Genomic DNA, 22,811 nt, shown 5'->3' on the forward strand with positions numbered 1-22,811 from the left:
CCGGGTCAGTACCCCTCCCGCACCTCGAACACGCCGCTGTCCCAGTACACGGACGGCTCGTCGGCCTCGCTCGGCCAGTCGCTCTGCAGGTGGCGGCGACCGCGCCCGAGGGCCCCGACCCGGTGCGGGCTCAACCGCCCCGCCGTCAGATCGCCTGCCTCGGCGTCCGTGATCGGCAGCACGGTCCGGTACTGCGCGTCCCGCGAGGCGACCCAGTCGACGTACTCGGTGAAGACGCTCACGAATGCCTGCGCGCAGAGGCCACAGCGCTGGACGGAGACGATGAAGTGCGAGTCGTCCTGGATCATCTTCTCGACCCGGACCCCGGTGTAACTCTGGTGGTGCGCCCGCGCCACCGAGGCGTCCTCGGCACAGCACGCCGCACACCCGAAACCTGCGGACTCCGTCACGCCGCCCCCCCCGTGGTCGCGCCCCTCTTCGGCCGTGGGGCCAGATTCTAGACGGCGTCCGAGCCGAGGGGGCCTCGCGGCCGGCCGGACGTCCGGTGCCTCTCGGCGCGCCGCGCCCGCACATGATCACCGCCACGCCGGGCCGACGTTAGTGTCGTCCGGTGTCGGGCACGACGTCATAAGGAGAGCCACCCATGGAGTTCCTGGTCGACATGGTGACCAGTGTGCCGGAGGGCACTTCCGAGGAGGCCGTGGCGGAGATCCGAGCCAGAGAGGCGGCCCGGGCGCGGGAACTGGCCGCTCAGGGAAGCCTGCTGCGGCTGTGGCGTCCGCCGCTCGCCCCCGGCGAATGGCGCACCTGGGGCCTGTTCAGCGCGGACGACGCGGAGCACTTGGAGCAGGTGCTTGCGTCGATGCCACTGCGAGTGTGGCGGCACGACACGGTAACTGCGCTGTCCCCGCACCCGAATGACCCCGGGCTCCAGGAGTAGCGGTCCCGGTTGCGCGGATCGGTGGTGGGCAGCCGGGCGGTGTCGTCACCCAGACGTTCGGGAGCCTCGAGCGTGCACATCTGCGGGCCCTGGCAGCTCTGATCCCCGATCGCACCCGAGGAGAATCCCGATGAACAGCACGACAGAAGCCGAAGCGATCCTGCGCGGCGTCCTCGACCAGTGGAAAGCGGCCGTCGACGCGCACGAACCGCAGCTGGTCGCCTCCCGCTTCACCCAGGACGCGATCTTCCAGGGACTGCACCCGTACAGCGTCGGCCGGCAGGGCGTCGCCGACTACTACGATTCCCAGCCCCTCGGAATGACGGCCGCATATCGCATTCTCGAAACCAGGCAGCTCGCCGACGACCTCGTGCTCGGTTACCTGAGTGTCGACTTCTCGTTCACCGACCGGCCGACACTGGGCGTCAATCTCAGCGTGCTGGTACAGCGCGCGCACGACGACTGGTACATCAGCCACTACCAGGTCTCCCGCATCGACTGAGGTCCGCGACCCACCTGCGCCGACGTCGGATCACGGCCGTGATCCCGGAGAAGACCGACCGGGCCGCGAACCGCAGGAAGAAGGGCAGCAAGGGCGGCCGCCCCTCTCCCACGACGCGGACCTCCACCGCGACCGCAACACTGTGGAACGCTGCATCGACAAGATCAAGGAACGGCGGGGCCTCGCCACCCGATACGGTCCTGGTTCGCCGTGGACGCACTGCCTGAGCAGGGCGCACTTCCGTTGCCGAGCAGTCGGTCGACGAGGAGCTCGGGGTAGCCGCCGGCCGGCGGGTCGATACCGAAGATCACCCGGATGTAGAACGGCGCGATGAGCTGGTCGAGGATCTGTTCCAGGGTCGGTGGGTTCTCGCCTCGGGCCGTGGCCCGTCGGCGGATCTGCTCGATGGAGTGCATCCGGCGCTGGAAGTGCTGCGCACGCTCGGCCTTGGCGTGGGCGCTGTTCGGCATGGACAGGACGACGGCGCGCACGAGGGCGCGGCCTTCGGGTGTGCGCATGCTCGCGACGCTGGCTTCGGCCCAGGCGAGGAGGTCGCCGCGCAGGGTGCCGGTGTCGTTCAGCGGTGAGTCGCGTTCGAGGCGGGTGGTGACCATGTCGGCCAGGAGTGCGTCGAGGCTGCCCCAGCGCCGGTAGACGCTGGTGTGGTTGACGCCGGCGCGTTGCGCGATCGCGGGGATGTTGATCTCCTCGCCCTCCGGGTCGGAGAGCAGGTCGACGACCGCCTGGTGGACGGCCGCGCGGACCTGTTCGGGGCTCCTGCGGACTCGGGCGGACGCTTCTTTCTGGGTCATGCCCCCATCGTAAGCACAAATATTTGCTTCCGAGGACCCGAAGGGTCTACAGTCTCACTCGCAAGCACACATCTGTGCTTAATGGTGAAGGAGAGTGCGCGATGAAGCAGCTGCTGTTCCCGAACAACATCCAGTTCTGGTACGAGACCCTGCGGTCGATGAGCCACATCGCCTACGGCGGCGCGGACTTCGGCGAGGTCGTCTCGACCGGTGAGCGGATCACCGAGGGCGACTACACCAGCTGGTACACCGAGTGGCTGGCCACCGCCGACCGGGTGTCCGGGGAGGCCGAGAAGGCACTGGCGGCCGGTCACCGGGTGAGTGCCCGGGACGGGTTCCTGCGGGCGTCGAACTACTACCGGTCGGCCGAGTTCTTCCTGCACGGCCACCCCTGCGACCCCCGCCACGACCACGCCTACGACCGCAGCGTGGCCTGCTTCCGGGCGGCGGCGCCGCTGTTCACCCCGGTCATCGAGCCGGTCGCCATCCCGTACGAGGACACCACCCTGCCGGGTTACCTGTACCGGGTCGACGACTCCGGGACACCGCGGCCGACGCTGATCATGCACAACGGCTTCGACGGCACCGCCGAGGAGATGCACTTCTTCGGGGCGATGGCCGGTGTCGAGCGCGGCTACACCGTGCTGGTCTTCGACGGCCCCGGCATGCCCGGGCCGCGCCACCACGAGGGTCTGGTCTTCCGCCCCGACTGGGAGAACGTCATCACCCCCGTCGTGGATTTCGCCGAGACCCTCCCGGACGTCGACAACAGCCGTATCGCGCTCCTCGGCCTCAGCATGGGCGGCGTCCTCGCCCCCAGGGCCGCGGCGTTCGAGCACCGCCTGGCCGCGCTGATAGCCGTCGACGGCCTCTACGACCTCGGCCAGACCTCCGTCCGCAACATCCCCGGCACCCGCGAGGAGGCCGAGCGGCTCCTGCGTGCACAGTCCGCTCCCGAACTCGACGCCGCCCTCGAGCAGATCATGACCAAGGACCCGATCGCCTGCTGGGCGTTCAACCACGGCATGTACGTCATGGGTGTCGACACCCCCCGGGCCTTCAACGCCTCCTACCTCGACTACACCCTTGCCGGCGGCATCGCCGAACGGATCCAGTGCCCCACCCTCGTCTGCGATGCCGAAGACGACATGTATTTCAAGGGCCAGCCCGAACAGCTCTACGACCACCTCACCTGCCCCAAGACCCTGATGGTCTTCACCGCCGAGGAAGGCGCCGGCGCCCACTGCCACCCCGGCGCCATACGCCTGACCCAGGCCCGCATCTACGACTGGCTCGACGACACCCTCAAGGCGACCGCCTGAAGAGCTGACGACCCGACACCGCGACGGAGCCCTGCCCGCGACGAGACCCTGCCCGCGACGCCACCGCGTACCGTCGGTGAGCAGGAGAGGCGGGCGCGGGCGGCGGGACCGTCGCGGTGCGGGGCCGGCGCAGGGCCCGTGAACAGCCGGAAAAGGCCTCGGGTTTGGCCGTTGTCCCGCCAAGGAAGAAGTCACCCGTGCAGGTAACACGAGGCGGGCGGCGATCGCCCAGCTCGACCGGGCGGCGCGGCCAGACCATCGCGGCCACCGTCCGGGTCCTGGCCGAGAGCGGGTACGGACGGACTGCCTTCGAGGAATTCCGGGAGTTCGACACCACCCTGACGGCACTCACCCTGAAGTCCGCGATCGACGCCGCCATCGTGCGGATGACGCAGCCGCCCCACCTGAGCGTGGACGACCGCGTCCGTGAGATCACCACCCCGGCCCTTCTCGCGACCCGAAGGACGCCATGACCACGCCCGATGTGCCGGCGGTGACGACCCCCGAGGCGCCGCCGCCGCGGCCGAGCGGGCGACGCCTGCTGCTCGGTCTCGTGTGGGATATCGCGGTCCCGATCGCGGTGTACTACGGCCTGCGCGCCGCCGGCGTCAGCGTCTTCGTCGCGCTGCTGGCGGGCGCCTTCCTGCCGGCGCTCACCACAGCGGTGCAGTGGCTGCGCACCCGCAGCCTGGAGGGCATGGCGGGATTCATCGCCGGGACCATGGTGCTGGGCGTCGCAGCCGCACTGGTCAGCGGCAGCCCCCGGTTCCTGCTGGCCAAGGACGGTTGGCTGACCGGCGTCGCCGGGCTCTGGTTCCTGATCTCGATCAGGGCCAGGCGCCCGCTGCTCTTCCACGGCGGCCGACCCCTGCTGGAGGGGCGGTTCCGCTCCGACGGCACCTCCTGGGACGTGCTGTGGGACCGCGAGCCGGCCTTCCGGCGGATCTGGCGGGTCTCGACCGCGATCTGGGGCGTGGCGATGCTGCTCGACGCCGCCGCACGGGTCGTGATGGCCTACACCCTGCCGGTGGACCTGGTGCCCGGCCTCGGCGCGCTGCTCTGGCCGGTCACCCTGGTGCTGTTGCAGGTGGTGAACGGCATCTACTACGAAGTGGCCGGGCTCTGGCGGCTGACCGCCGGCACGACCACGCGCTCGCCGGGCACCTGAGCAACCGACGCGGGGCCACGAAGACCAGGCGGAGGAACCAACCGCGTGGCCTCGCCGGGGCGCCGGGCACCGAGCCGCCGGGCAGGGTCCGCGTCGGCCGGGCGCCGCACGTCCTGGCCGGTGGACAGGTCGGCGGTTCCACCCGCGGTTGCCGTACACCCAGGTGCGCCGCTCTCCCCGGAGACCCCCTGGTCACGAGCCTTCCGGCTGCTCCTGGGATGATCTGCGCCATGACGACCGACATCCGCCGCTCCGCGGGAACCAGAACGCTCTCCGACACCCTGCTTTCGATGTTCGGCATCCGGCGGCTGAGCACGGAGAAGGACCTGGCCGACCTTCGAGCGGGCACCACCTTGCAGGTGTTCTGCTCGAGCCCGACGCTGGGCACGGTCAAGATGCTGTCGGTCGGCAAGGGACGCACCATCCCGCACGCGTCGTCCGGCCACCTCCACCTCGCGGCCGGCACGGTGACCTGGCGCAACCAGCGCACCCGCGAGAACGTCGTCCTCCGGGGTCCGTTCCGTCTGTCGCCGTCAGAGCAGAAGACCCCGCACCCGAAGATGGCCCGCTTCGACCTGGCGGCAAACGACGAGCAGCACGTGATCGTGATACCCGAGGCCGACGTCTCCCTGGTCACGCAGGTGCTGGAGACGGCTGACCGGTAGCACGCCCTGCGACGGGCAACCCCGGCAGACGCCCGGGGCCGGGCGCGGAAGCGGCGCCGGCGATCCTTACCGGCAGTGCCGTGCCGGACGTACCGGCCGGGCGTGCCGTGACCCGGGCGGCGCGCGTGGCAGCGGGTGAGAGCTCCGGGCTGTTGCCGGGTCGGCGCCGCTGCCGCCGCACCGGGTGCGAGTGCGGCGGCCGTGGGTGGGCCCGGTGCGTGGTTCGGGTCAGTCGGCCCGGCGCAGGGTGGGCAGTTCGGCGGTGTCGATGAGGCGGGCCCGTGCGGGGAGGACGTGACGGAGCAGGGCGTGGTGCGCCTCGGGGTCCGGGTCGGCGACGCCGTCGGACAGGACGTAGAGCTGGTAGTCACGGTCGGCCGCGTCGATGACGGTGGACAGGACGGCGCCGCTGGTGCTGATGCCGGAGACGACCAGAGTGGTGATGCCGCGTTCGCGCAGCTGCCGGTCGAGGTCGGTGGTGGACATGCCGCCGTAGCGGGTCTTGCGCACGCTGATGTCGCCGCCCTGGGGAGCCAGGCGCTGGTGGACGGCGGTGGCGGGGTCCTCGTGGTGCAGGGCACGGTGCCGGGCCAGCGGGCCGAAGGACTTGTTGACGGCCGGGATCGCGTCCCAGTCGGCCTCGGTGAAGCCGACGCGTACGTAGGCGATGATGCCGCCCATCGCCCGGACGTCGGCGATGGCCCCTGCCAGGCGGCCGAGCAGGGCCTCGCGGTCCCGGTCTTCGGGGAGGGCGGCCAGGACCGCGGGCTGGCAGTCCAGGACGAGGAGAGCGGTGTGCGCGGGGTCGAGTGCGGGCGCGGCGGGGGCGGTGCTCATGCGGGTGTCCTCCTGGCTGGTGGTGTGCCCGGTCGGCGCGGTCGGCCCGGTCCGCCCGGACGCGCACTGGCGGTCCAGCTGCGGCCTGGCGTACCGGATGTGGCCTGACGCGGCCGCGGGCCTGGGTGTCGGGTTGTCGCGGTGTGTCATGTGCGGCTGAGGGACGCTTCCGGCTCGTGCTGCGGCGTCTGGTCGCGGCGGGGTAGCAGGAGCGGGGTGGCCAGGATGAGCAGTCCCGCGGCCGCGAGGGCGGTGCGTGGGCCGGTGACGTCGGCGAGCAGCCCGCCGAGCGCGGTGCAGACGGCGATGGACGCCTGCTGGCCGATCGACCAGGCCGTCAGGGTGCGGGCGACGAGGTGTCCGGGCGTGCGTTCGAGCCGGTAGGTGGCGAGCACCGGGGTGTACAGGCTCATGTTGATGATGATCGCCAGCTCGACGGCCATCACGGTGACGAGGCCGACGACGCCGGGACGGACGAAGACCAGGCCGATCAGCCAGACGGCGCGCAGGGTCCCGACGACCCGGAAGACCCGGTGCCGTCCGTAGCGGCCCACGACCCGCTGCGCCAGCCGGGAGCCGACGAGTCCGCCGAGGCAGGGGGCGGCGAAGGCGAGGGCGTACTGCCAGGGCGGGAAGCCGAGCCGGCCCAGGAGGAGCACCGCGAGCAACGGCTCGGTGGCCATGATCAGGCCGGAGACGAGCATGTTGTTCAGGTAGAGCGCCCGCAGACCGGGATCGCCCATGATGTGCCGCCAGCCGTCGAGCAGTGCGCCCGCCCGGACCGGGCTCTTGCCGCTTGCCTGCGGCGCTTCCTCCCGGCCGCGGATCGCGGTGATGCCCAGCGCCGAGAGCAGGTAGCTGAGCGCGTCGGCCACCACGGTGGTGACCGGCCCGAACAGGCCGATCGCCGCCCCGCCCAGCGGTGGCCCGACCGCGATGGAACTCCAGTTCGTGGACTCGAACCGCGCGTTGGCCACGAGCAGGTCCTCCGGCCGGACCAGGGCCTTGAGGTAGGCGCCACTGGCCGCGTTGAACGCGATCTTGGCTGCGGCGACCACGGCCGACACCACGAGCAGCTGGACGAAACCGAGCCGGTCGAAGGCGTAGGCGACCGGGATCGTCGCCATGGCCGCGAACCGGGTCAGGTCCATCGCGATCATGACCGGGCGCTTGCGCCGGAACTCCACCCACGGCGCGAGCGGCACCGCGATCAGCGCGCCCACCGCAGGCCCCACCGCGGACAGCGCGGACACCTCGGCGGGGCCGGCATGCAACCCCAGCACGGCAACCAGTGGCAGTGCCCCGAACCCCAGCCCGGACCCGTACGCGCTCACCGCGTACGCCGCCCACAGCCAGCCGAACTGCCGGCCCAACGCTCTCCTGCCCATCATGCCCAGCGCACCCCTCGACGACCCACTCGAACAAACCGACGTTGACCGGTGAGAGCTAAGCGAGCCACACAAGCACAGGTCAAACAACTGCCCTGGCGTCCCTCCACAACCATCCGTTGTTCACTAAGGTGGGTCGGCATGGACCTCGAAGCCGTACGCACCTTCGCCGCCATCGCGGAAGCCGGCCAGTTCCAGAAAGCCGCCGCCGACCTGTCGATCACCCAGCAGGCCGTCTCCAAGCGCATCGCGGCGCTGGAGCGCGAGCTCGGCGTGCGGCTGTTCACCCGCACGCCGCGCGGCGCCGAGCTCACCATCGACGGGCAGGCGTTCCTGCCCCACGCGCGCGAGCTGCTGCGCGCCGCCGAGCGCGCGGTCGCGTCCGTGCGCGCCGGCCGCCGCCCACTGCGCGTCGACGTGATCAACTCCCGCGGCGCGGCCTCGGGCCTGATGCGCGGCTTCCACCACGCGCACCCCGAGATCGACCTCGACGTGCTGATGCTGCTCGACATCGAGACGGCTGTCTCCTCCATCCGGTCCGGTGCGATCGACGCGTCCTTCCGCGCCGTCGCCGCGCCCGGCCGGCCCCTTCCCGAGGACATCGAGTCCGTCCGGGTGCTCGACGAACCGCTCCAGCTCCTCACCGGCCCCGCCCACGCGCTGGCCGCCGCCCAGTCCGTGACACTCGCCCAGCTCGCCGGACACCGGATCTGGATGCCCGGCATCCTCCCCGGCAGCGAGTGGGCCGCCTACTACGACGACCTCGTCGCCGCGTTCGGCCTCACCATCGAGGCGACCGGCCCCAACTTCGGCTCCGACGCGCTCCTCGACACCATCGCCGACACCCCGGCCCTGGCCACCTTCATGAGCGAGCACACCCGCCTCGTCTGGCCCGCCGGCCACGGCCTGCGCCGCATCCCGGTGACCGACCCGACACCCGTCTACCCGCACTCGCTCCTGTGGCACCGCGACAACCCCCACCCGGCGCTGACCACCCTCCGCACCCACCTCGCCGCCACAGCGGCCGGCCACGACGCCGGGACCTGGACCCCGGACTGGGTGATTCCGCCGGTCTGACGCCGAGTGGACCCGCCCGGGCTGCTCGCCGACCACCTTCGGCCACTGACAAAGGCGTTGAGGCCGGAGGCGGCCCTCGACGGGAAGTGAGCTCGCGCGGACGGCGGCGGGGATCGGTGGCCGGACCGGGAAGCGGGAGTCGGGAAGCAGGAGTCGGGAAACGGGAGTCGGGCAACGGGAGTCGGGCAACGGGAACCGCCTCCGGCGATGCGCGTCCGGCCCTGGTACCCGGCGGTGTTGTTCGACAGGATGCTCCGATGGCGAAGTTGACCCGGATCCTGACGATGACCCGCACCAACTTCCGCGCGGCCGACCGGGTCGAGCGGTGGACCGCCCGCGCGGCGTGGGCGGTGTTGACCGCGACGGCCTGGCTGGCGGTGATGGCCACGACCGTCTGGGGGGCCGAGGTCGCCGGGGTTCCCATGGGCACCGTGGGGTGGTTGGCGGTCGTCCTCTCGCTCGCGGTCCCCCTCGTCTCGTGGATCGCCGTCACCTCCGAACCCGGCGGGCGCAGCGGTGCGCCGGTGTTGACGGTTGTCCTCCTGCTGGCGACCGTCGTGCTCGCCCTTGCCTTCACCTGAGTCGAGGCGTGCGGCCTCCGGCCAAGCGAGCGGACGGGACCGGCCGGGTGGAGGCCGAAAGCGGGCGCAGCGGTGCCGGCGCACCCTGACGGCGGACGGACGGCGTCGCGTATCTGAGTACGCGTACTCAGGTGCGGGGCCGGACAGTTGGGCGAGCATGGGCGGATGAGCCAGGGGCGCCGCAGGACGGCGAAGGTGAAGCAGTTTCTGGGCGGCGTCGGCGTCATCGCGATCGTCGCTCTGCAAACGTTCCGCTCCGGCGTGCCCGCCACCTGGCGGCTGCGGCGGCTCGCCCGCTCCAAGCCTGTCCGGCAGGCCTGCGAGGACGCCGAGGAGCAGCTGCGGGCGCGGCTGGCGGCGATCGCGCGGACGTACGGGCTGCGGCCCGTCTTCAGTCAGACGATCGACGACTGCTGGCGGGCCTCACGGGTCGACCTCCTCCCCGGCCACTCCCTGGTCGGGCCCGCAATGACGGGGCACCTGCAGATCGTCGCCTACTTCGCACCGTCGGCGCCCGTGGAACGGGCGATTCCCGAGCTGATCGAGCGCCTGCCGCCCCGGCTGCAGTACGCGGACTGCCTCGCTCCCAAGCCGGAGCCCGACAGCCCCGGCCCGCACTCCACCCTCGACGGGCAGGACCACGTCACCGTGGACTGGGACATTCCGGGCGACCGTCTGATGACCGCGTGGGTACTGCCCCGGAAGGACCGGCACACGCTGCGCCGGCAGGTGTCGTCCGACCCGGACGGCCTGACCCTGGAACAGGTGCGGGAGGCACACGGCCCCCTCATCGCCTGGACCCTCACCGCCACGTACTACGAGAAGCCGAAGACCCGGTAGCCCCACTGCCTGCGGAGTGGGCAGGCCGGCACCTGCGCGGTGGCGCGGGGGGCCTTCGCGGTGCCAGCGGCGACGGCGGCGGCGGTGCGCTTGCCGGGACCGGCCTGCGCGTCAGGCGTGCCCGGCCGCTTCGAGCAGGCGGGGCGGGAGGTAGGGCGAGCGGACGTGGACGGTCCAGCCTCGGCTGCGGCGGGCGTGGCAGGCGAGGGCGAGGATGTCGAGGCTGAGTGCGGCGTCGGTGTCGGTGGCGCGGTCGGCGACGCAGTAGTGGTCGCGGTGGGCTTCCAGGGCGTCCAGCAGGGCCAGGTTGAAGGTGGTCTCGTCGCCCTCGACGAGCTGGGAGAAGAGGACGACCGGGGGTGGGAGGAAGCCCTGGTCCCTGGTGCGTTCCACCTCCTTCAGGGCCCGCTCGGTGGCCGGCCGCGGGTCGGCGCCGCGGAGGTGGTCGTGCAGGGCAGCGCGGTAGGAGGCGAACGGCGAGCGGTCCTCGGCGGCGATCGTGGGGCCGGCCAGGACGAGCGGCTCGAGGTCCTCCGAGTCGCCGGTGATCAGGGCGTAGGAGAGGGCCGTCTCCCAGAAGGCCGGGCCGAAATCCGTGTCCCGGCAGGCGGGGAAGCGCAGGCTCCGGCCGTCGATCGTCACCTCGGCCTCGGTACCCGGCTCGGCGAGGGCGACCCGGAACACGGCGGCCCCCAGCCGGGAGGCGAGCCGCAGGTTGTCGAGCTGGGCGTCGGTGGCGTCGCAGGACTGCGAGGCGCGCGCCGCGAGAAGGTAGCTCTGGTAGCGCAGGGCGCGCGTGAGCTCCCACGCGTCCAGCGGCTCGCCGTCCTTGGGCGTGACGGCCTCCAGGGTGCGTCGCTCGAACCGGGCCTCGCTGTCCGGGCTGAGGGGGCGGGCCGGGCTCGGCCGGTCGAGGTCGACGGGTCCGCCGGCGAGGTGGGCGACGGCGTCGGGACGTGGGTCGCGGCCGAGGCCGTGGACGCGCGGGCCTGGGGTCTCGAAGCCGGTGACCAGGGCGTGGGGGAGGTAGTCGGTGTCGACCGCCGGCGTCCAGCCGTAGGTGCGGTACGCGAGGGCGGCGAGGGCGATCGGGACCAGCGGCAGGAGGCCGGCCGGTCCGGTGCCGTGCGGGCCGTCCTGGAGGAGGGCGAGCAGAGCGGCGTCGAAGGCCTCGCGGTCCCCGTCGGCGAGGGCGCGCAGAGCGCGCAGGCCGGGCTGCGGCTCGGCAGGGGTGGGGAAGTCGACCTCCTCGAAGAAGTGGGCCGAGAAGCCGTCGACCAGCTCCAGGGTGGGCGTGACCGGCTCGTCGGGCATCAACTGCCGGGCCCAGCAGAAGGCCTCGCCGTGGGCGGAGACCTTGTCGGAGACGATCGCGAGGCAGAAGGCGTCGAGCCACTCCCGGGCGGTGACCCGGTGGCGGGGGTCGCGGTCCTGCCCGTCCTCGCGGTCGTAGCGCATTCCGAAGTTGGGGTAGTCGAGGAAGACGTGGAAGCCGTCGTGCGGGTAGTAGGCGGCGAAGGAGACGGCGCCGGCGGCGGCCTCGGTGGCGTCCTTGAGGACGGCCTCGGCCTCGGGGGTGTCGAGGTCGGGCCGAGTGGTGGAGAGGGCGCCGAGGTAGTCGAGGAAGGAGTCGGCGATCAGCTGCCACTCGGTGGTGGTCATCAGGCCGGCGCGGGAGTAGGAGTGGACCTGCCTCCCGATCCGGTTCACGAAGTCCTCGCGGGCCTTCGTCACCCGCGCCCCGTCCACCTGGTGACGTTCGATCCGCACAGTCCTGCCCCCTTGATCATCGACTTGACCCCGGCCAGCCTAGTGCAGCGCCGCGTTGATCCTTCGGGGGTTGCCGGTCAGCTGGCGGGGTCGCCGGGTAGAGGCCGACGGCGCAGTCGAGGGCGTCTTCGGGGCTCCCGAAGGACAGGCCCGTGGGCAGGATGTTGTCCTCGTAGCGTTCATTGCTGTAGGTGAACAGAGCGAAGCCCCACATCTCGGGGTGGCCGGTGTCCTTGAGCCTGCACAGTTGCAGCGTTCACGATCGAACTGACCCAGGCCGAGCGTGAGGTGCTTGAACGCCTGGCAGACTCGCGCACCGCGCCGTTCGGGCAGGTGCAGCGGGCTTCGGTGGTCCTGGCACTGGCCGAGGGAAGGTCGAACGCCGCCACGGCCCGCGCGGCCGGGCGGCACGTGGACACCGTCCCCCGAACACGCCAGCCGGCTCAACCCAAGTCGAGCTGGTCTTCTCCACCCTGACCCGACGTCTACTACGCCGCGGCCAGTTCGCCTCCCGCGACGAACCGGCCGCGGCCATCGCCACCTAGCCCACTCAAAGCCGCTTGAACCCCCGCAGGATCAACGCGGCGCTGCACTAGTGCTGGAAGAGTACTTCCGGATTGTTCGGCGAGGGGCCGTCCAGCAGCGGACTGCGGATCCCCTTCAGCGTCTGGTCGAAGAACGCCGTCACGTACTCACGCGTGATCACGATTCCACGTTCGGGGTCGAGGGGCGGCGTCGGGAACCCGGCCTGCTCCTCGAGCAGGTCCACGTCGGTGAAGCTGGGGTGGTTGGCGCCGGTGACCGCCAGCCACTTCTTGTAGCCGCCTAGGGCGGCCCAGGCCTGCCCCCAGTTGTCGCCACCGCCGGCCGAGTGATAGGCGGCCGCACCCAGCATGAGGAACGGCCGGTTGATCCGGCCGGGCAACGGGGCCGGGAAAAAGGTGCCGTCCATGTTCACCCCGGCCCGTACTCGCGGGTCGGCGATCATCGTGGCGGCGGCCGACGCTCCGCCGATGGAGTGTCCGGCCATGCCGATCTCGTGCTTGTCGACGATGTGTGCCAGGCGCCACGCGGTATTGCCATGCGTCAACTGCTCGATCACGAAGGACACATCCAGCGCGCGGCTGGCGGTGACCGTGTCCATGTCGAGGTTCGGGTCATCGCAGATCGCGCACGGCGGCGTCTCGCCGTTCGCCAGCGTCTCGCCGCTGTCCTCGTGGGTGTGGCCGACGAGCGCGACAACGTAACCGTGACTGGCCAGGTCGGTCGCGAGCGCGGTGAGCACCATGCGCGGGTCCCCGAACCCGGGTGAGAGGACCACCAGCGGATACTTGCCCCTCTGCGGCCGCGCGCGGTCGAAGGCGTGAGTGGTGACGCCGGCAAGGTTCTGCGGGGTGATGCCGGAGCTCGCCGGTATCTTCGCGCGCTGGATGTGTCCGGCTGCCTCGGCGAGGGTCATGTAAGGGGCCGGCGTCCCGGTCCCGGGGACGGCCGGGTAGACCATCGTGACGGTCAGTTGGCGGGGGCCGGATGACGGCACCCACGGGTCGGGACGGCTCGCGTCGGTGAGGTGGATGACGTCCTCGCCGGCGGCGTAGGGGCCGGTCGGCGCGGGGAGCGTGCCTTGGAAGGACCGCGTGGGCGCGGTGGCCGTGGCCGGTGCGGTGTCGAACGCGTGCGTGGCCACCGGTGTGGCCGACGGTGTGGTCGTGGCGGCGAACCCGGCGCCGGTTCCGGTGACGAGGGCGGCGAGCGCCAGCACCGCGACAGCGCTGATACGGCGATTGCGTTTCATGGGATCGACGCTAGGTTCCGTAGCTCCTCTGTCGCGTCGGCCGGTGGATGCAAACATTCTGGTGTCGTTCGTAGCCCCCGCGAGGTACCGGAGTAATCCGCCGGGAGTATGTCGTGCGGCGCGGGATTCCCTTCGCCGACCTCGTCGAGCGCCACCTTCGTCCTGAGCTACGACGAGCGGCCTTGTTGTGCCCGAGGACGTAGGTGTCCATCGTGTCGATCAGGTCGTCGCGGTTGGCGAAGTCTCCGTGGCGGAGCACGCGGCGGGTCAGCGCGGAGAGGAACAGCTCGACTTGGTTGAGCCAGGAGGCGTGCGGCGGCGTCCAGGGGACGTGCCAGCTCGGATGGGAGGCGAACCATGCCTTGGCGTGTTTGGCGGTGTGTGAGGAGCCGTTGTCGAGCACCACGTGGATCTCCTTGTCAGGGGCGATCACCGCGTTGAGTCGGTCGAGGAAGACGGTGAAGGTGGCCGCGTTGTTGCGGGCGATGGGATCGGTGAGCACCTCGCCGGTCCGCACGTCGAGGGCGGCGACGATCGAGGCGGTGCCGTGCCGGCGGAAGAGGAGATCTGCACGGTGGATCTTTAGGCCTGAAAGTCGCTATCCGAAACCGGTGATCAGACCATAGGAATGGCTCCACGGCCTGACGGGCCACCCCCGATCGAAGGAGCCATCACCCATGATTCGCCTCCGCACCACCTGTATGGCCATCGCCGGCACCGCTGCCATGTTCGCCCTGACCGCGGCGCCCGCCCAGGCCGCCCCGGGCGACGTCACGACCGTGTGCGGAAGCACGCTCACTCCGACCGGCTACGTCGACGTGAGTTGGGGTTACAGCAGCAGTTGCGGTACGCAGAGCTTCAGCCCGAACATCAAGCAGATAAAGCAGCTCACCGGACTTCCCGTCGGCACCGTGGTCCAGGCCTGCGGCACCACCTACCCGCCCGCGGGCTGGGTCCAGACCGGCTCGTACTACAGCAGCAGCTGCGTCGCCTGGTCGAACCCGAGCTTCAACGACAACGCCTGGCAGCTGAAGCGCGTCTCCTGATCCGGCGACTCCGGCTGCGGCCCAGCCGCCCTGCCCCTCTGCTTGTTGATCTAGTGCTGCTCCGTGCAAGTTCGTGGAGCGGTCAGGCCGCCGGGCTGTCGAGGTAGAGGCCGCAGGCGCAGTTCAGGCATTCTTCGGGGGCGCCGACGGGTAGGCCGCTGGGGAGCACGTTGCCCTCGTAGCCGCCTCGGCTGGCGGGGTAGAGCGCGAAGCCCCAGGTGTGCAGGCCTCCGGCGAAGCGGAGGCGACATAGCGGCAGGCGTTCGCCGTTCCTCAACTCACCTTCCACGTAGGCGAATCCTGCGCGAAAGCGGACGTGGACCCGGGCCGGCTGCGGCCAGCGCTCGGCGGCGCGGGTGTTCAGCCGCTGGCGCCGGTGGTGCTGCATGGACTCTGGCGGGTTCTTCGGCACGGCGCCGTCCTGCCGTCCCGGCCCACCCCTCCGCCATGATCACTGTTCATGGCGGAGGGTTCGGGGCGGGACGCGGCGGCGGCCGTGGTCGTGGACGAAGAGACGCGCGGCGTGCTGCAGCGGATCGCGTCGTCAGCGAAGGCGCAGGTCAGACAGGTACTCCGGGCCCGGATCGTGCTGGCTGCGGCCGACGGGGCGGGCAACGCGGGGATCGCCCGCCGACTGGCGGTGAGCGTGAACACGGTCCGCAAGTGGCGTGGCCGGTTCGCCGAGCGTGGGCTGGAGGCCTTGAAAGACGCCGCACGCTCGGGGCGGCCGCGCCGCTACGACGACCTGGTACGCGTCGCGGTGGTCGCCGCGGCCACCGGCATCCCGATCGGCCCCGCCGCGACCTGGACCCACGCGGCGATCGCCGACCAGGTCGCGGACACGGCGTTCGCGCCGATCTCCTCCTCCCAAGTCGGCCGGATTCTGGCTGACTTGGACCTGAAACCGCACAAGGTGCGCGGCTGGCTCACCCGCCACGGCACCGCCTCGATCGTCGCCGCGCTCGACGTCTCCACCGGGTAGACCCTGACCGACACCATCCAGCGCAACGACGCCGCGACCTTCGCCGCCTTCCTTGGCCGGCTCGACCGGCTCATGCCCCGCGACAAGGACATCCACGTGATCCTCGAAACGGCTCCCCCCACACCGCCCAGCACACCAACGCCTGGCTCGCCGCCCACCCGCGCTGGCACGTCCGCTGGACCCCGCCACATGCCTCCTGGCTCAACCAGGTCGAACTCGTCTTCTCCGCGCTGACCCGCGGGCATCCGCTGGGGCCGACGCCCCCTCAACACCGCAGGGCAAGTTCAGGAGTAGGACAGCGACAGCAGGATGACTCAGGAGGCGGACGGCCCGATCTCCCCCGCGAAGACGATGAACTGGTCGATGAGGCTCCGTCGCAGATGGACGACGTCCGTTCCCGCCAGGCGGGGGCCTCCATCAGGCGTGGTGAAGACCCACTGGTACCGGGCCCATTCGTCAGGCATGTCCACCGCTGAGCAGCGCACCATCGTGCCGGGCCCCGCCGGGTGGCGCCGGATGTCCAGCACGAACCGCTCGACCGCCGCGATTCCTTCGCTGCGGCCCAACGGTCCCCAGAAGACCACGTCTGAAGTCAGGGCCTGGGAGAGCAGGGCAGTCACATAGCTGTCCTCCGTGGCATTGAACGCGGAGATGAACGTGTCGATCGCGGAGCGTGCGGTCTCTTCCTGCATGCCCCAGTAATACCAGCCGTTTCGCGTGCGCTCGACCCCACGGGCGAGTGCCGCGACCTTGCTGAGGCCGTGTACGAGGGGCTCGATCTGACGCACGAGATCGCCGCACTGCACGCCAACCAGCTGGGCGACACAGTGCTGCTGCCCGGCGACGGTGGCCTCGACGGCTTCGCCGTCTGCCACTGCGGCGCCGGTTCGGAGGCCCGCCCCGACGTCTGCTTCGTCAAGTTCGGTGCTGTCCGGCCGGGGACGGGGTGCGCCGCGCGGTTCGACCGACTGCTGGACGCCTGCGAGCAGTTGGCTCTTGACCGCGGAGCAGGCCGAGTTCGTCCTTGCCGGACGTCTTCCGCGGTCATGTCGGCAAGCCTGACTCCTGCCGGGCATCCCGCGCGGTCCGGCGCGCCGGACTGCGCGGGGCATCATCCGGTCAACGGACGCATCGCCGAGCGCTGGGCCATCCGCGACGATCTGCACATGCTTCGCCAGCGGGCGCCCCTCTCCTGTCCAGGAGGGGCCTGATGCGATGGGTGGGGCATCCATAACCCCTCGCTACTGCTCTGCCCGAGAACGTTCACCCATTGAGTGCTCTCAGTCGGATAGGGCCGCTTTCCACGTCCACGATGTCCGGCGGGGAAGGCCGTCCAGTTCCCGGCGGCCGGTGCACCAGAGAAGCACCTCGACAGGGTCTCCGAGTGGGGCGTCGGGGAACAGACGGTCGAGCACAGCCGCGCACAGCAGTGCCGGGGGCAGCCAGTCCACGGCCAGTCCCTGCGTGATGTCGTGGGTGTGGAGCAAGGTTTCGGCCACGCCCATTGCCGCGAAGCCCTCGGGGTCGCACCGACCCCAGTGCCAGGCCCGCAAGGTGGGGCTGGCTGTGGCCAACGCGATGCTGAGGAGCCGGCCGCAGGCATTGACCGTCTGGAGTACCTCGGTCGGTGAGGCGGTGCGTCGGACGTTCAGGTCGAAGGGGAGGTAAGCGCCGGCGGCACCCGATGCCACTTGCCCTGCGTAGGCCAGGAGGTCGTGCCCGACGTGCGCCGCTGTCTCCCGGCAACTCCACTCCAGCGACCCTGCCGGTACCGTCCAGTCCTCGGCGGTGTGGGGATCGAGCACCCTCAGCATCTCCGCCACGGCCGTGTCGACGTCCTGATAGTCCATGCGGAGCTCCTCGCGAGGTTCGTGCTGTGCGACTGAGATGTGGGTGCGAACCCGGTTACGCTGCTTGGGTTCTGGGATGCCCTCCCCATCGGACGCCCTTCTCGCTGCGGATGCCGGCCCGCTCCTTGCGCTGGGCCGCGAGGACGTCGGAGTGGCGGGCGTTCACGCCCGCCACCGCAGGTAGGCGTGCAGCGCGCGGGTCCGGACCGTGTGGTTCGGCTGAGGCTACGCCAGCGCCAACCCGGTGAACCTTCTCGGTCACAGCACCAAGGGTTGTCCCGTAACTGATCTTTGGCAGCACGAGAGTGGCTGGCCGGGATCCTATCCCAGGTTCCCTTTGGGGAGGCGCTGACCTCGGTGCACCCCTGCGACCGCACGACACGGCAGCGGGTAGCAGGAGGTACCTCCTCCCGATGACTGCGGACCTCCCGACCTGGGGATATGAGCAGGGCCCCTGTTATTGTGCGCCGATGTCAACGATCAAACAGTTCCAAGTGACCTTCGACTGCGCGGAACCTGCGCGCATCGCCGTCTTCTGGTGCGAGGTACTGGGGTACGTCGTGCCGCCGGTCCCGGAGGGCTTTGCCACGTGGGAGGAGCACCACCGCTCGCTGCCGCCCGAGGACGAGATCTACTTCGCGTGTACTGATCCCTCGGGTGTGGCCCCGCGCCTGCTCTTCCAGCGAGTTCCCGAGGGCAAGGTCGTCAAGAACCGCGTGCATCTTGATGTGCGGGTCGGCACAGGGCTCGTGGGTGATGAGCGCCTGGCCACACTCGAGGCCGAATGCGCACGGCTGATGGCGCTCGGCGCGAAACACGTGCTGACGCAGCGCGCCGATGGCGTCAACGAGTCGTGCATCACGATGCAGGACATCGAGGGCAACGAGTTCTGCCTCGCCTGATTCTCCTCCGAGACTGCGAGGTGGGGGGGCAGTCTCCCGGGGGGCTCTCAGGTCCCGCATACGGCGGGAGTCATTCCGTGAGAGCGAGGTTGTGTAGGCGGGCAACGCCGTGCATCGCGTGGCGCACACCGTCGCCTCTCAGGCAGCAGTCGCGCAGGATCTTCCAGGTCTTCATCCGGGCGAAGGCGTGCTCGACGCGGGCGCGAACCCGTTTGTGGTCGTGGTCGTGTTCGGCCTGCCAGTCGGTCAGTTCGCCGTCTCGGGGTCGGCGGTGCGGGATGACGAGGCCGGTTCCGGGGTAGCCGCCGTCGGCGATCGTGGTTGTCCGGCCGACGGCGGCCTTGGCTCCGGATTCCTCCCATGCCCTGCAGTCGTTGCGGTTGCCGGGCAGGGGCCGGCCGACCACCACAACCAGGCGGGTTTCGGCGTCGACGACCACCTGGTGGTTCGTCGAGTAGCGATAGTGCTTCGACTGCTCGGCGACCTTGTGGCCGGAGCAGGAAGTCGGCCGGGCCGACTTCCTGCTCCCTACTCCTGTCGTCCGCCCGCGGCCGCCGCGTCGAGGCGGCGGACGAGTTCGCGGAGGGCGCGCAGTTCACGGTCGAGCGCTTCGGCACCGAGCGGGGTGAGGGAGAGCCAGGTGCGGGGGCGGCGGCCGGCGTAGCCCTTGGTGACGGCGATCAGGCCGGAGTCCTCGAGGACCTTGAGGTGGCGGGACAGATTGCCGTCGGTGGCGCCGAGTTGTTCCTTGAGGAAGCCGAACTCGACCCGGTCTGCCTCGCGGGCGATGGTCAGGATCCCGAGCCGGACCCGCTGGTGGACGGTGTCGTCCAGGGCCAGGGTCGGGTGCTGCTCGCCGGCTCCGTCGGCAGCGCTCATGCGTCGGCCTCGTCCTGCTCGGCGCGGGCGTTCGCCCACGGGCACCTGCCGATGATCCGCTCACTGCGCTCGCTCATGGGGTGACCGTACGGGATGCCGTCGGCGGGTGACGCTCGGCGGTCCACCGCGCCAGACCGGCGGCCAGGGGGATCGCCGCCAGCAGGAGGGCCTTCACGGCGGGGCCGTCGGTCCAGCCGCCGGACCGGTCGGACCACGGCAGCCAGCCGCTCTCCCAGGGCGCCGAGAGGTAGGCGGTGAGCAGCACCGCGTGGGCGAGACCGGCGCCGGCCACCAGCGGGCTGCGTTCGACCAGGCCGAGGACGAGCAGCCCGGCACCCAGGACGTACCAGGGCGAGGCGTAGCGGTTGGCCAGCAGTTGGAGGTCGAAGTGCCGGCTGGTGTCGAGGACCAGGGCGATGACGACGGCAGTGGCGACGGCGCCGACGACGGCCGTGGTGGTGAGCCAGACGGCGCGGCGCGGCACGATCCCGCGGGCCTCGCCGCGGCGCCGGTACCAGCGGGCCAGGGCGAACCAGGCCAGCGGGAGCAGCACGTACCAGATCCCCCAGGCCAGGAAGCGGAGCACCGCCCCGTCGAACTCGCCCCGCTCGCAGGCGGCGTCGGGTGCGTGCGGCACGCACAGGCCGGTCAGCTGGGCGTAGGCGAAGGCGGGGTACGAGGTGACGTCCCGCCCGTTGGCGCCGAAGTTGAAGGCCTGTCCGGCGATCGGTACGGCTGCCAGGGCGAGCAGGCCGAAGCCGAGTAGCGGGACCCCTGCCCCGCGCAGTCGGCTCCGGGCCCCTGCCCGTAACCCGTCGGTGGCGGCCAGCAACTCGGCCGGGCTGCCTTGGTTCGGTGTTCCCATGATCCCCCCTGAATGGCTTTGTCGGGCATCAACTTTGCAACGCAAAGTACATTGCGGTCAAGAGTTCGCGGGAGCACGAAGTGGGGCGGAGGCGAACCCCCTTGGCAAGAAGGTGGTGTGGTGGACAGCGGGGTGGGCCCTGAGCACCGCCTCGCGTGGCTCGGCCCGTGCGCGGGTCGTCGGGACGGGCCGATCCTTGCCGCCAGGGCGTCCCGGACCCACCCGGCGACCAGGGCGGCCAGGGCGCCAGGGACGTCAGGGCGCCGGCGGAGCTGACCGCGACTCGGCCGGCTTCGCCGCCCGTTCCTCCTAGCCTGCCGGGGCCGTCGTCGGGGCCAGGGTCCCGTCATGGCGGGCGCTGGCACGCCAGTCGGCGACGCGGACCAGGGTTTCGAGGAAGGCCAGGCGGAACGGGCCGAGGCCGGGAGTGTCGCGCAGGGACAGGGCACGTTCGGTCCAGGCCGCCGGGAAGGCGGCGGTGTGCAGGGTCCGGGCGGGGAAGTACTCGCCGGTGGACAGCCGGATGGGCGGGGTGCGGTCCCCGTCCGCGACGCCGAGCAGCAGCGGGGCCTCGTCGCCGCGCGGGCGCACGGTGAGCCGGACGTGGCCGTGGTGGGCGGCGGCGAGGTAGGTCACGAGCGGGTGGTGGCCGCCCTGCCAGAGCAGGAGGGCGCTGACGAGCTCGTGCCGCAGGTGGGGGCGCGGCGAGCGGTAGGGCGGCAGGGGGTCGGCGCCGACGCCGTTCTTGGACTTGGCGAGCAGGCCGCCGGGCGGGTCGGTGCGGCCGGCCCGCAGTTTCTCCTGAAAGGCGTCGTGGCACTTGCCGAGGTCGTGGAAGCGGGCCGCCTCGACGACGGCCTCCCACAGGTCGGTGGGCAGGGCGGGCAGCGCGGCGAGCAGCGCCTGCGCCTCCTGCGCGGTCTCCTGGAGGTGCTGGTCGAGGCCGACCCAGGCGGTGCAGCCGTAGGCCGGGTGCCCGGAGGCAGCGGCCTCGCACGCGACGGGGGCCGGACTGTCCGGGGTCCAGCCCCGGTCCGGGAGGTAGCCGCCGGTGCGGGCGTCCAGGAGCAGCCGGACGCCGGGCCGCAGGTCCTCCGGCCGCGCGGGGCGCCACCGGCGGTCCAGGGCGTCGCGCAGCCAGGCCCGCCCGGCGGGCAGCCGCCGGAGCTCGCCGAGCGGCACCGGGCAGAGTTCGGCGCCGGTCGGATCCGGCTCGTCCTCGCCGGGCCCGTCCTCGCCCGGTCCGTCCTCACCCGACTTGTCCTCGCCCTGCCCGGCACACTCCAAGGCGCGCCAGGCGACCAGCGCCGGGAGCGAGGCGGCCTCCGCCGGGTCGCAGATCCAGTGGTCCACACCGGCGGCGGTGTCAGCGGCGGGTGAGTCGTCGGCGGGTGAGTCGTCGGCGGGTGAGTCGAAGAGGGCCAGGACGTCCTCGCGCCCCGGCCCGGCCGGTGCCGGCGGCGTGTCGACGCGGGCCGTCAGCAGTTCGCCGGGGGTGACGGCCCGGCCCTCGTGGGCGGTCAGCCAGCGCGCGGTGGCCGCGTCGCCGCCTTCGGGGGGCGTGCACCACAGCAGGTCGCCGCCGTCCGGGTGCTCGCCGTGGCGGTTGCAGCGTCCGGCGCGCTGCACGAGCGAGGCCCAGGGCGCGAGTTCGGTGACCAGGGTGCGGCCGGAGATGTCCAGCCCGGTCTCCAGGGCGGGGGTGGCGACGAGGACGAGGCCGTGCCCGCCCTCGGCGGCGGCCAGGACACGGGCGAGGTCGGCGGCGCGGAAGTGCGGGTGCAGCAGCAGTGCCTCGCTCCCCCGGGCGGCCAGGCCGGCATGCACGGCCCGCGCCCGTTCCGGGGAGTTGAGCACCACGACGGTCCGGGTGCCCGGCACGTGGGCGGCGGTGACGGCCTCGGCGAGGGCGGCGATGTAACGCCCGGGCGGGAGGTCGAGACGGCCGATGCGCCGCACCGTCCCGGTCGTGTCCGGCGCGCGCACCGTTCTCCCGCCGAGACCGCCCGGCCCCCGCACCGACGACATCCACATCGTCCCGGTCGCCGAAGCCGTTCCCAACTCATCCCGCAGGAGCTGGAGTTGCCTGCCGGTGGACAGGCCCGGCCCGAGCAGGTGCGCCTCGTCGAACACCCACTGGGCGTCGGCGTGCAGCAGCGCGTACGAGACCGGCGCCATCGTCCGCGCGTCCGCGTAGCCGCGCATCAACGCCCGGCTGAGCACCATGTCGTGGGTACCGACCAGGATCGCGCTGCGCTCGGGGCGCCGCCGCCAGCCGCCCTCCTGCGCCGCGGCGCCCGCGAGCAGGTGCAGCCCCACCTCGCCCGTGAGGCCCAGGCGCTCCAACCACTCCCCGATCCGGCCGAAGGCCTGGCCGGCGAGGCTGTGCCGGGGCAGCACGAACACCAGCCGACGCGGCGTGGCCCCCGGCGCGGCGACCAGCCGCCGGTACAGCCACGGCAGCACGGCGGCAACGGTCTTGCCGGCCCCGGTGGGCGCCTCGAGCAGCGTGGGCAGGCCCTCGGCGGCCAGCGCCGACTGGTAGGAGTGGGGGGTGAATCCGGTGGCGGTGCGCGCGAAGGTCTCGAACTCGGCCGTCATCGGCCCAACCTACGGCCCGGCGGGCCCG

25 protein-coding genes and 2 pseudogenes are annotated in these 22,811 nt (G+C 71.6%); 12 read left to right on the plus strand and 15 right to left on the minus strand.

Going from position 1 to position 22,811, the window contains the following annotated elements; all coding sequences use genetic code 11:
- Window positions 1-5: 5 nt before the first annotated feature.
- On the minus strand, window positions 6-410 hold the full coding sequence (locus ACIBEC_RS34600) for a hypothetical protein (RefSeq protein ID WP_360506659.1): 405 nt from the start codon (window positions 408-410) through the stop codon (window positions 6-8).
- A gap of 194 nt (window positions 411-604) precedes the next feature.
- On the opposite strand from ACIBEC_RS34600, the gene ACIBEC_RS34605 reads away from it, so the two are divergent.
- Together ACIBEC_RS34605 and ACIBEC_RS34610 are read left to right on the plus strand one after the other, a co-directional pair.
- On the plus strand, window positions 605-901 hold the full coding sequence (locus ACIBEC_RS34605; protein ID WP_360506656.1) for a muconolactone Delta-isomerase family protein: 297 nt from the start codon (window positions 605-607) through the stop codon (window positions 899-901).
- A 130-nt stretch (window positions 902-1,031) separates the two neighbouring features.
- On the plus strand, window positions 1,032-1,403 hold the full coding sequence (locus tag ACIBEC_RS34610; protein ID WP_360506653.1) for a hypothetical protein: 372 nt from the start codon (window positions 1,032-1,034) through the stop codon (window positions 1,401-1,403).
- A gap of 164 nt (window positions 1,404-1,567) precedes the next feature.
- Here the strand turns inward: ACIBEC_RS34610 and ACIBEC_RS34615 are convergent, their stop codons facing one another.
- The gene (locus tag ACIBEC_RS34615) at window positions 1,568-2,215 is read right to left on the minus strand and encodes a TetR/AcrR family transcriptional regulator C-terminal ligand-binding domain-containing protein (RefSeq protein WP_360506651.1); all 648 of its coding nucleotides are present in this window, start codon (window positions 2,213-2,215) and stop codon (window positions 1,568-1,570) included.
- A gap of 101 nt (window positions 2,216-2,316) precedes the next feature.
- Here ACIBEC_RS34615 and ACIBEC_RS34620 point away from each other — a divergent pair, with 101 nt between their 5' ends.
- The 4 genes from ACIBEC_RS34620 (at window position 2,317) to ACIBEC_RS34635 (ending at window position 5,370) form a co-directional block, all read left to right on the plus strand.
- Window positions 2,317-3,537 (plus strand): alpha/beta fold hydrolase, encoded by a 1,221-nt coding sequence (locus ACIBEC_RS34620; RefSeq protein WP_360506649.1) that lies wholly within the window; start codon window positions 2,317-2,319, stop codon window positions 3,535-3,537.
- Between the two features lie 197 nt (window positions 3,538-3,734).
- Window positions 3,735-4,010 carry a hypothetical protein gene (locus ACIBEC_RS34625; RefSeq protein WP_360506646.1) on the plus strand — a complete coding sequence of 92 codons (276 nt, stop codon included), beginning with the start codon at window positions 3,735-3,737 and terminating at the stop codon, window positions 4,008-4,010.
- Window positions 4,007-4,705, plus strand: coding sequence for a VC0807 family protein (locus ACIBEC_RS34630; protein WP_360506643.1), 699 nt, complete (start codon window positions 4,007-4,009; stop codon window positions 4,703-4,705). The genes ACIBEC_RS34625 and ACIBEC_RS34630 overlap by 4 nt, the downstream gene beginning before the upstream one ends.
- 230 nt (window positions 4,706-4,935) lie before the next feature.
- A complete protein-coding gene (locus tag ACIBEC_RS34635) occupies window positions 4,936-5,370 on the plus strand; it encodes a hypothetical protein (protein WP_360506640.1) in 435 nt (144 codons plus the stop codon).
- Between the two features lie 228 nt (window positions 5,371-5,598).
- On the opposite strand, the gene ACIBEC_RS34640 is transcribed toward ACIBEC_RS34635, so the two are convergent.
- Together ACIBEC_RS34640 and ACIBEC_RS34645 are read right to left on the minus strand one after the other, a co-directional pair.
- Complete coding sequence (locus ACIBEC_RS34640) at window positions 5,599-6,207, minus strand: cysteine hydrolase (RefSeq protein ID WP_360506637.1); 609 nt, start codon at window positions 6,205-6,207, stop codon at window positions 5,599-5,601.
- A gap of 146 nt (window positions 6,208-6,353) precedes the next feature.
- Window positions 6,354-7,598, minus strand: a complete 1,245-nt coding sequence (locus ACIBEC_RS34645) for an MFS transporter (protein ID WP_360506634.1) — start codon at window positions 7,596-7,598, stop codon at window positions 6,354-6,356.
- Between the two features lie 138 nt (window positions 7,599-7,736).
- Between ACIBEC_RS34645 and ACIBEC_RS34650 the strand changes: the two genes are divergently transcribed.
- From ACIBEC_RS34650 to ACIBEC_RS34660, 3 genes are all read left to right on the plus strand, one after another.
- A complete protein-coding gene (locus ACIBEC_RS34650; RefSeq protein ID WP_360506631.1) occupies window positions 7,737-8,672 on the plus strand; it encodes a LysR family transcriptional regulator in 936 nt (311 codons plus the stop codon).
- Window positions 8,673-8,929: 257 nt separating this feature from the next.
- On the plus strand, window positions 8,930-9,253 hold the full coding sequence (locus tag ACIBEC_RS34655) for a hypothetical protein (protein WP_360506628.1): 324 nt from the start codon (window positions 8,930-8,932) through the stop codon (window positions 9,251-9,253).
- A gap of 165 nt (window positions 9,254-9,418) precedes the next feature.
- Window positions 9,419-10,093, plus strand: a complete 675-nt coding sequence (locus tag ACIBEC_RS34660) for a hypothetical protein (RefSeq protein ID WP_396289718.1) — start codon at window positions 9,419-9,421, stop codon at window positions 10,091-10,093.
- Between the two features lie 111 nt (window positions 10,094-10,204).
- Here ACIBEC_RS34660 and ACIBEC_RS34665 read toward each other — a convergent pair whose 3' ends face one another.
- The 3 genes from ACIBEC_RS34665 to ACIBEC_RS34675 all read right to left on the minus strand — a co-directional run bounded on the left by ACIBEC_RS34665 (window position 10,205) and on the right by ACIBEC_RS34675 (window position 14,238).
- Entirely contained in the window at window positions 10,205-11,863 is a 1,659-nt protein-coding gene (locus ACIBEC_RS34665; RefSeq protein ID WP_360506622.1) for an immunity 49 family protein, read from the minus strand.
- Window positions 11,864-12,455: 592 nt separating this feature from the next.
- Complete coding sequence (locus ACIBEC_RS34670; RefSeq protein ID WP_396289720.1) at window positions 12,456-13,658, minus strand: alpha/beta hydrolase family protein; 1,203 nt, start codon at window positions 13,656-13,658, stop codon at window positions 12,456-12,458.
- 10 nt (window positions 13,659-13,668) lie between these two features.
- Window positions 13,669-14,238 (minus strand): transposase, encoded by a 570-nt coding sequence (locus ACIBEC_RS34675; RefSeq protein ID WP_360506755.1) that lies wholly within the window; start codon window positions 14,236-14,238, stop codon window positions 13,669-13,671.
- A 97-nt stretch (window positions 14,239-14,335) separates the two neighbouring features.
- On the opposite strand from ACIBEC_RS34675, the gene ACIBEC_RS34680 reads away from it, so the two are divergent.
- Entirely contained in the window at window positions 14,336-14,704 is a 369-nt protein-coding gene (locus ACIBEC_RS34680) for a hypothetical protein (protein ID WP_360506616.1), read from the plus strand.
- A gap of 82 nt (window positions 14,705-14,786) precedes the next feature.
- On the opposite strand, the gene ACIBEC_RS34685 is transcribed toward ACIBEC_RS34680, so the two are convergent.
- Window positions 14,787-15,116, minus strand: a complete 330-nt coding sequence (locus tag ACIBEC_RS34685; protein ID WP_360506613.1) for a hypothetical protein — start codon at window positions 15,114-15,116, stop codon at window positions 14,787-14,789.
- 48 nt (window positions 15,117-15,164) lie between these two features.
- On the opposite strand from ACIBEC_RS34685, the gene ACIBEC_RS34690 reads away from it, so the two are divergent.
- Window positions 15,165-15,686, plus strand: a complete 522-nt coding sequence (locus ACIBEC_RS34690; RefSeq protein WP_396289723.1) for a helix-turn-helix domain-containing protein — start codon at window positions 15,165-15,167, stop codon at window positions 15,684-15,686.
- Between the two features lie 314 nt (window positions 15,687-16,000).
- On the opposite strand, the gene ACIBEC_RS34695 is transcribed toward ACIBEC_RS34690, so the two are convergent.
- The 3 genes and pseudogenes from ACIBEC_RS34695 to ACIBEC_RS34705 all read right to left on the minus strand — a co-directional run.
- Window positions 16,001-16,378 carry a nuclear transport factor 2 family protein gene (locus tag ACIBEC_RS34695; RefSeq protein WP_360506611.1) on the minus strand — a complete coding sequence of 126 codons (378 nt, stop codon included), beginning with the start codon at window positions 16,376-16,378 and terminating at the stop codon, window positions 16,001-16,003.
- 588 nt (window positions 16,379-16,966) lie between these two features.
- Complete coding sequence (locus tag ACIBEC_RS34700) at window positions 16,967-17,536, minus strand: maleylpyruvate isomerase N-terminal domain-containing protein (protein ID WP_360506605.1); 570 nt, start codon at window positions 17,534-17,536, stop codon at window positions 16,967-16,969.
- Window positions 17,537-17,591: 55 nt separating this feature from the next.
- A pseudogene (locus ACIBEC_RS34705) lies at window positions 17,592-17,755 on the minus strand (IS630 family transposase); the annotation flags it as partial.
- A gap of 251 nt (window positions 17,756-18,006) precedes the next feature.
- Here ACIBEC_RS34705 and ACIBEC_RS34710 point away from each other — a divergent pair.
- Window positions 18,007-18,438 carry a VOC family protein gene (locus tag ACIBEC_RS34710; RefSeq protein WP_360506602.1) on the plus strand — a complete coding sequence of 144 codons (432 nt, stop codon included), beginning with the start codon at window positions 18,007-18,009 and terminating at the stop codon, window positions 18,436-18,438.
- A gap of 70 nt (window positions 18,439-18,508) precedes the next feature.
- Here ACIBEC_RS34710 and ACIBEC_RS34715 read toward each other — a convergent pair.
- From ACIBEC_RS34715 to ACIBEC_RS34730, 4 genes and pseudogenes are all read right to left on the minus strand, one after another.
- Window positions 18,509-18,928 (minus strand): annotated as a pseudogene (locus ACIBEC_RS34715) (transposase); the annotation flags it as partial.
- A 38-nt stretch (window positions 18,929-18,966) separates the two neighbouring features.
- On the minus strand, window positions 18,967-19,317 hold the full coding sequence (locus ACIBEC_RS34720; RefSeq protein WP_360506599.1) for a transcriptional regulator: 351 nt from the start codon (window positions 19,315-19,317) through the stop codon (window positions 18,967-18,969).
- Window positions 19,318-19,390: 73 nt separating this feature from the next.
- The gene (locus ACIBEC_RS34725; protein ID WP_360506596.1) at window positions 19,391-20,182 is read right to left on the minus strand and encodes a hypothetical protein; all 792 of its coding nucleotides are present in this window, start codon (window positions 20,180-20,182) and stop codon (window positions 19,391-19,393) included.
- A gap of 309 nt (window positions 20,183-20,491) precedes the next feature.
- Window positions 20,492-22,783, minus strand: a complete 2,292-nt coding sequence (locus ACIBEC_RS34730) for a CRISPR-associated endonuclease Cas3'' (protein ID WP_360506593.1) — start codon at window positions 22,781-22,783, stop codon at window positions 20,492-20,494.
- Between the last annotated feature and the right edge of the window lie 28 nt (window positions 22,784-22,811).

Source organism: Kitasatospora sp. NPDC051164, assembly GCF_044455625.1.
Classification (GTDB): Bacteria; Actinomycetota; Actinomycetes; order Streptomycetales; family Streptomycetaceae; genus Kitasatospora.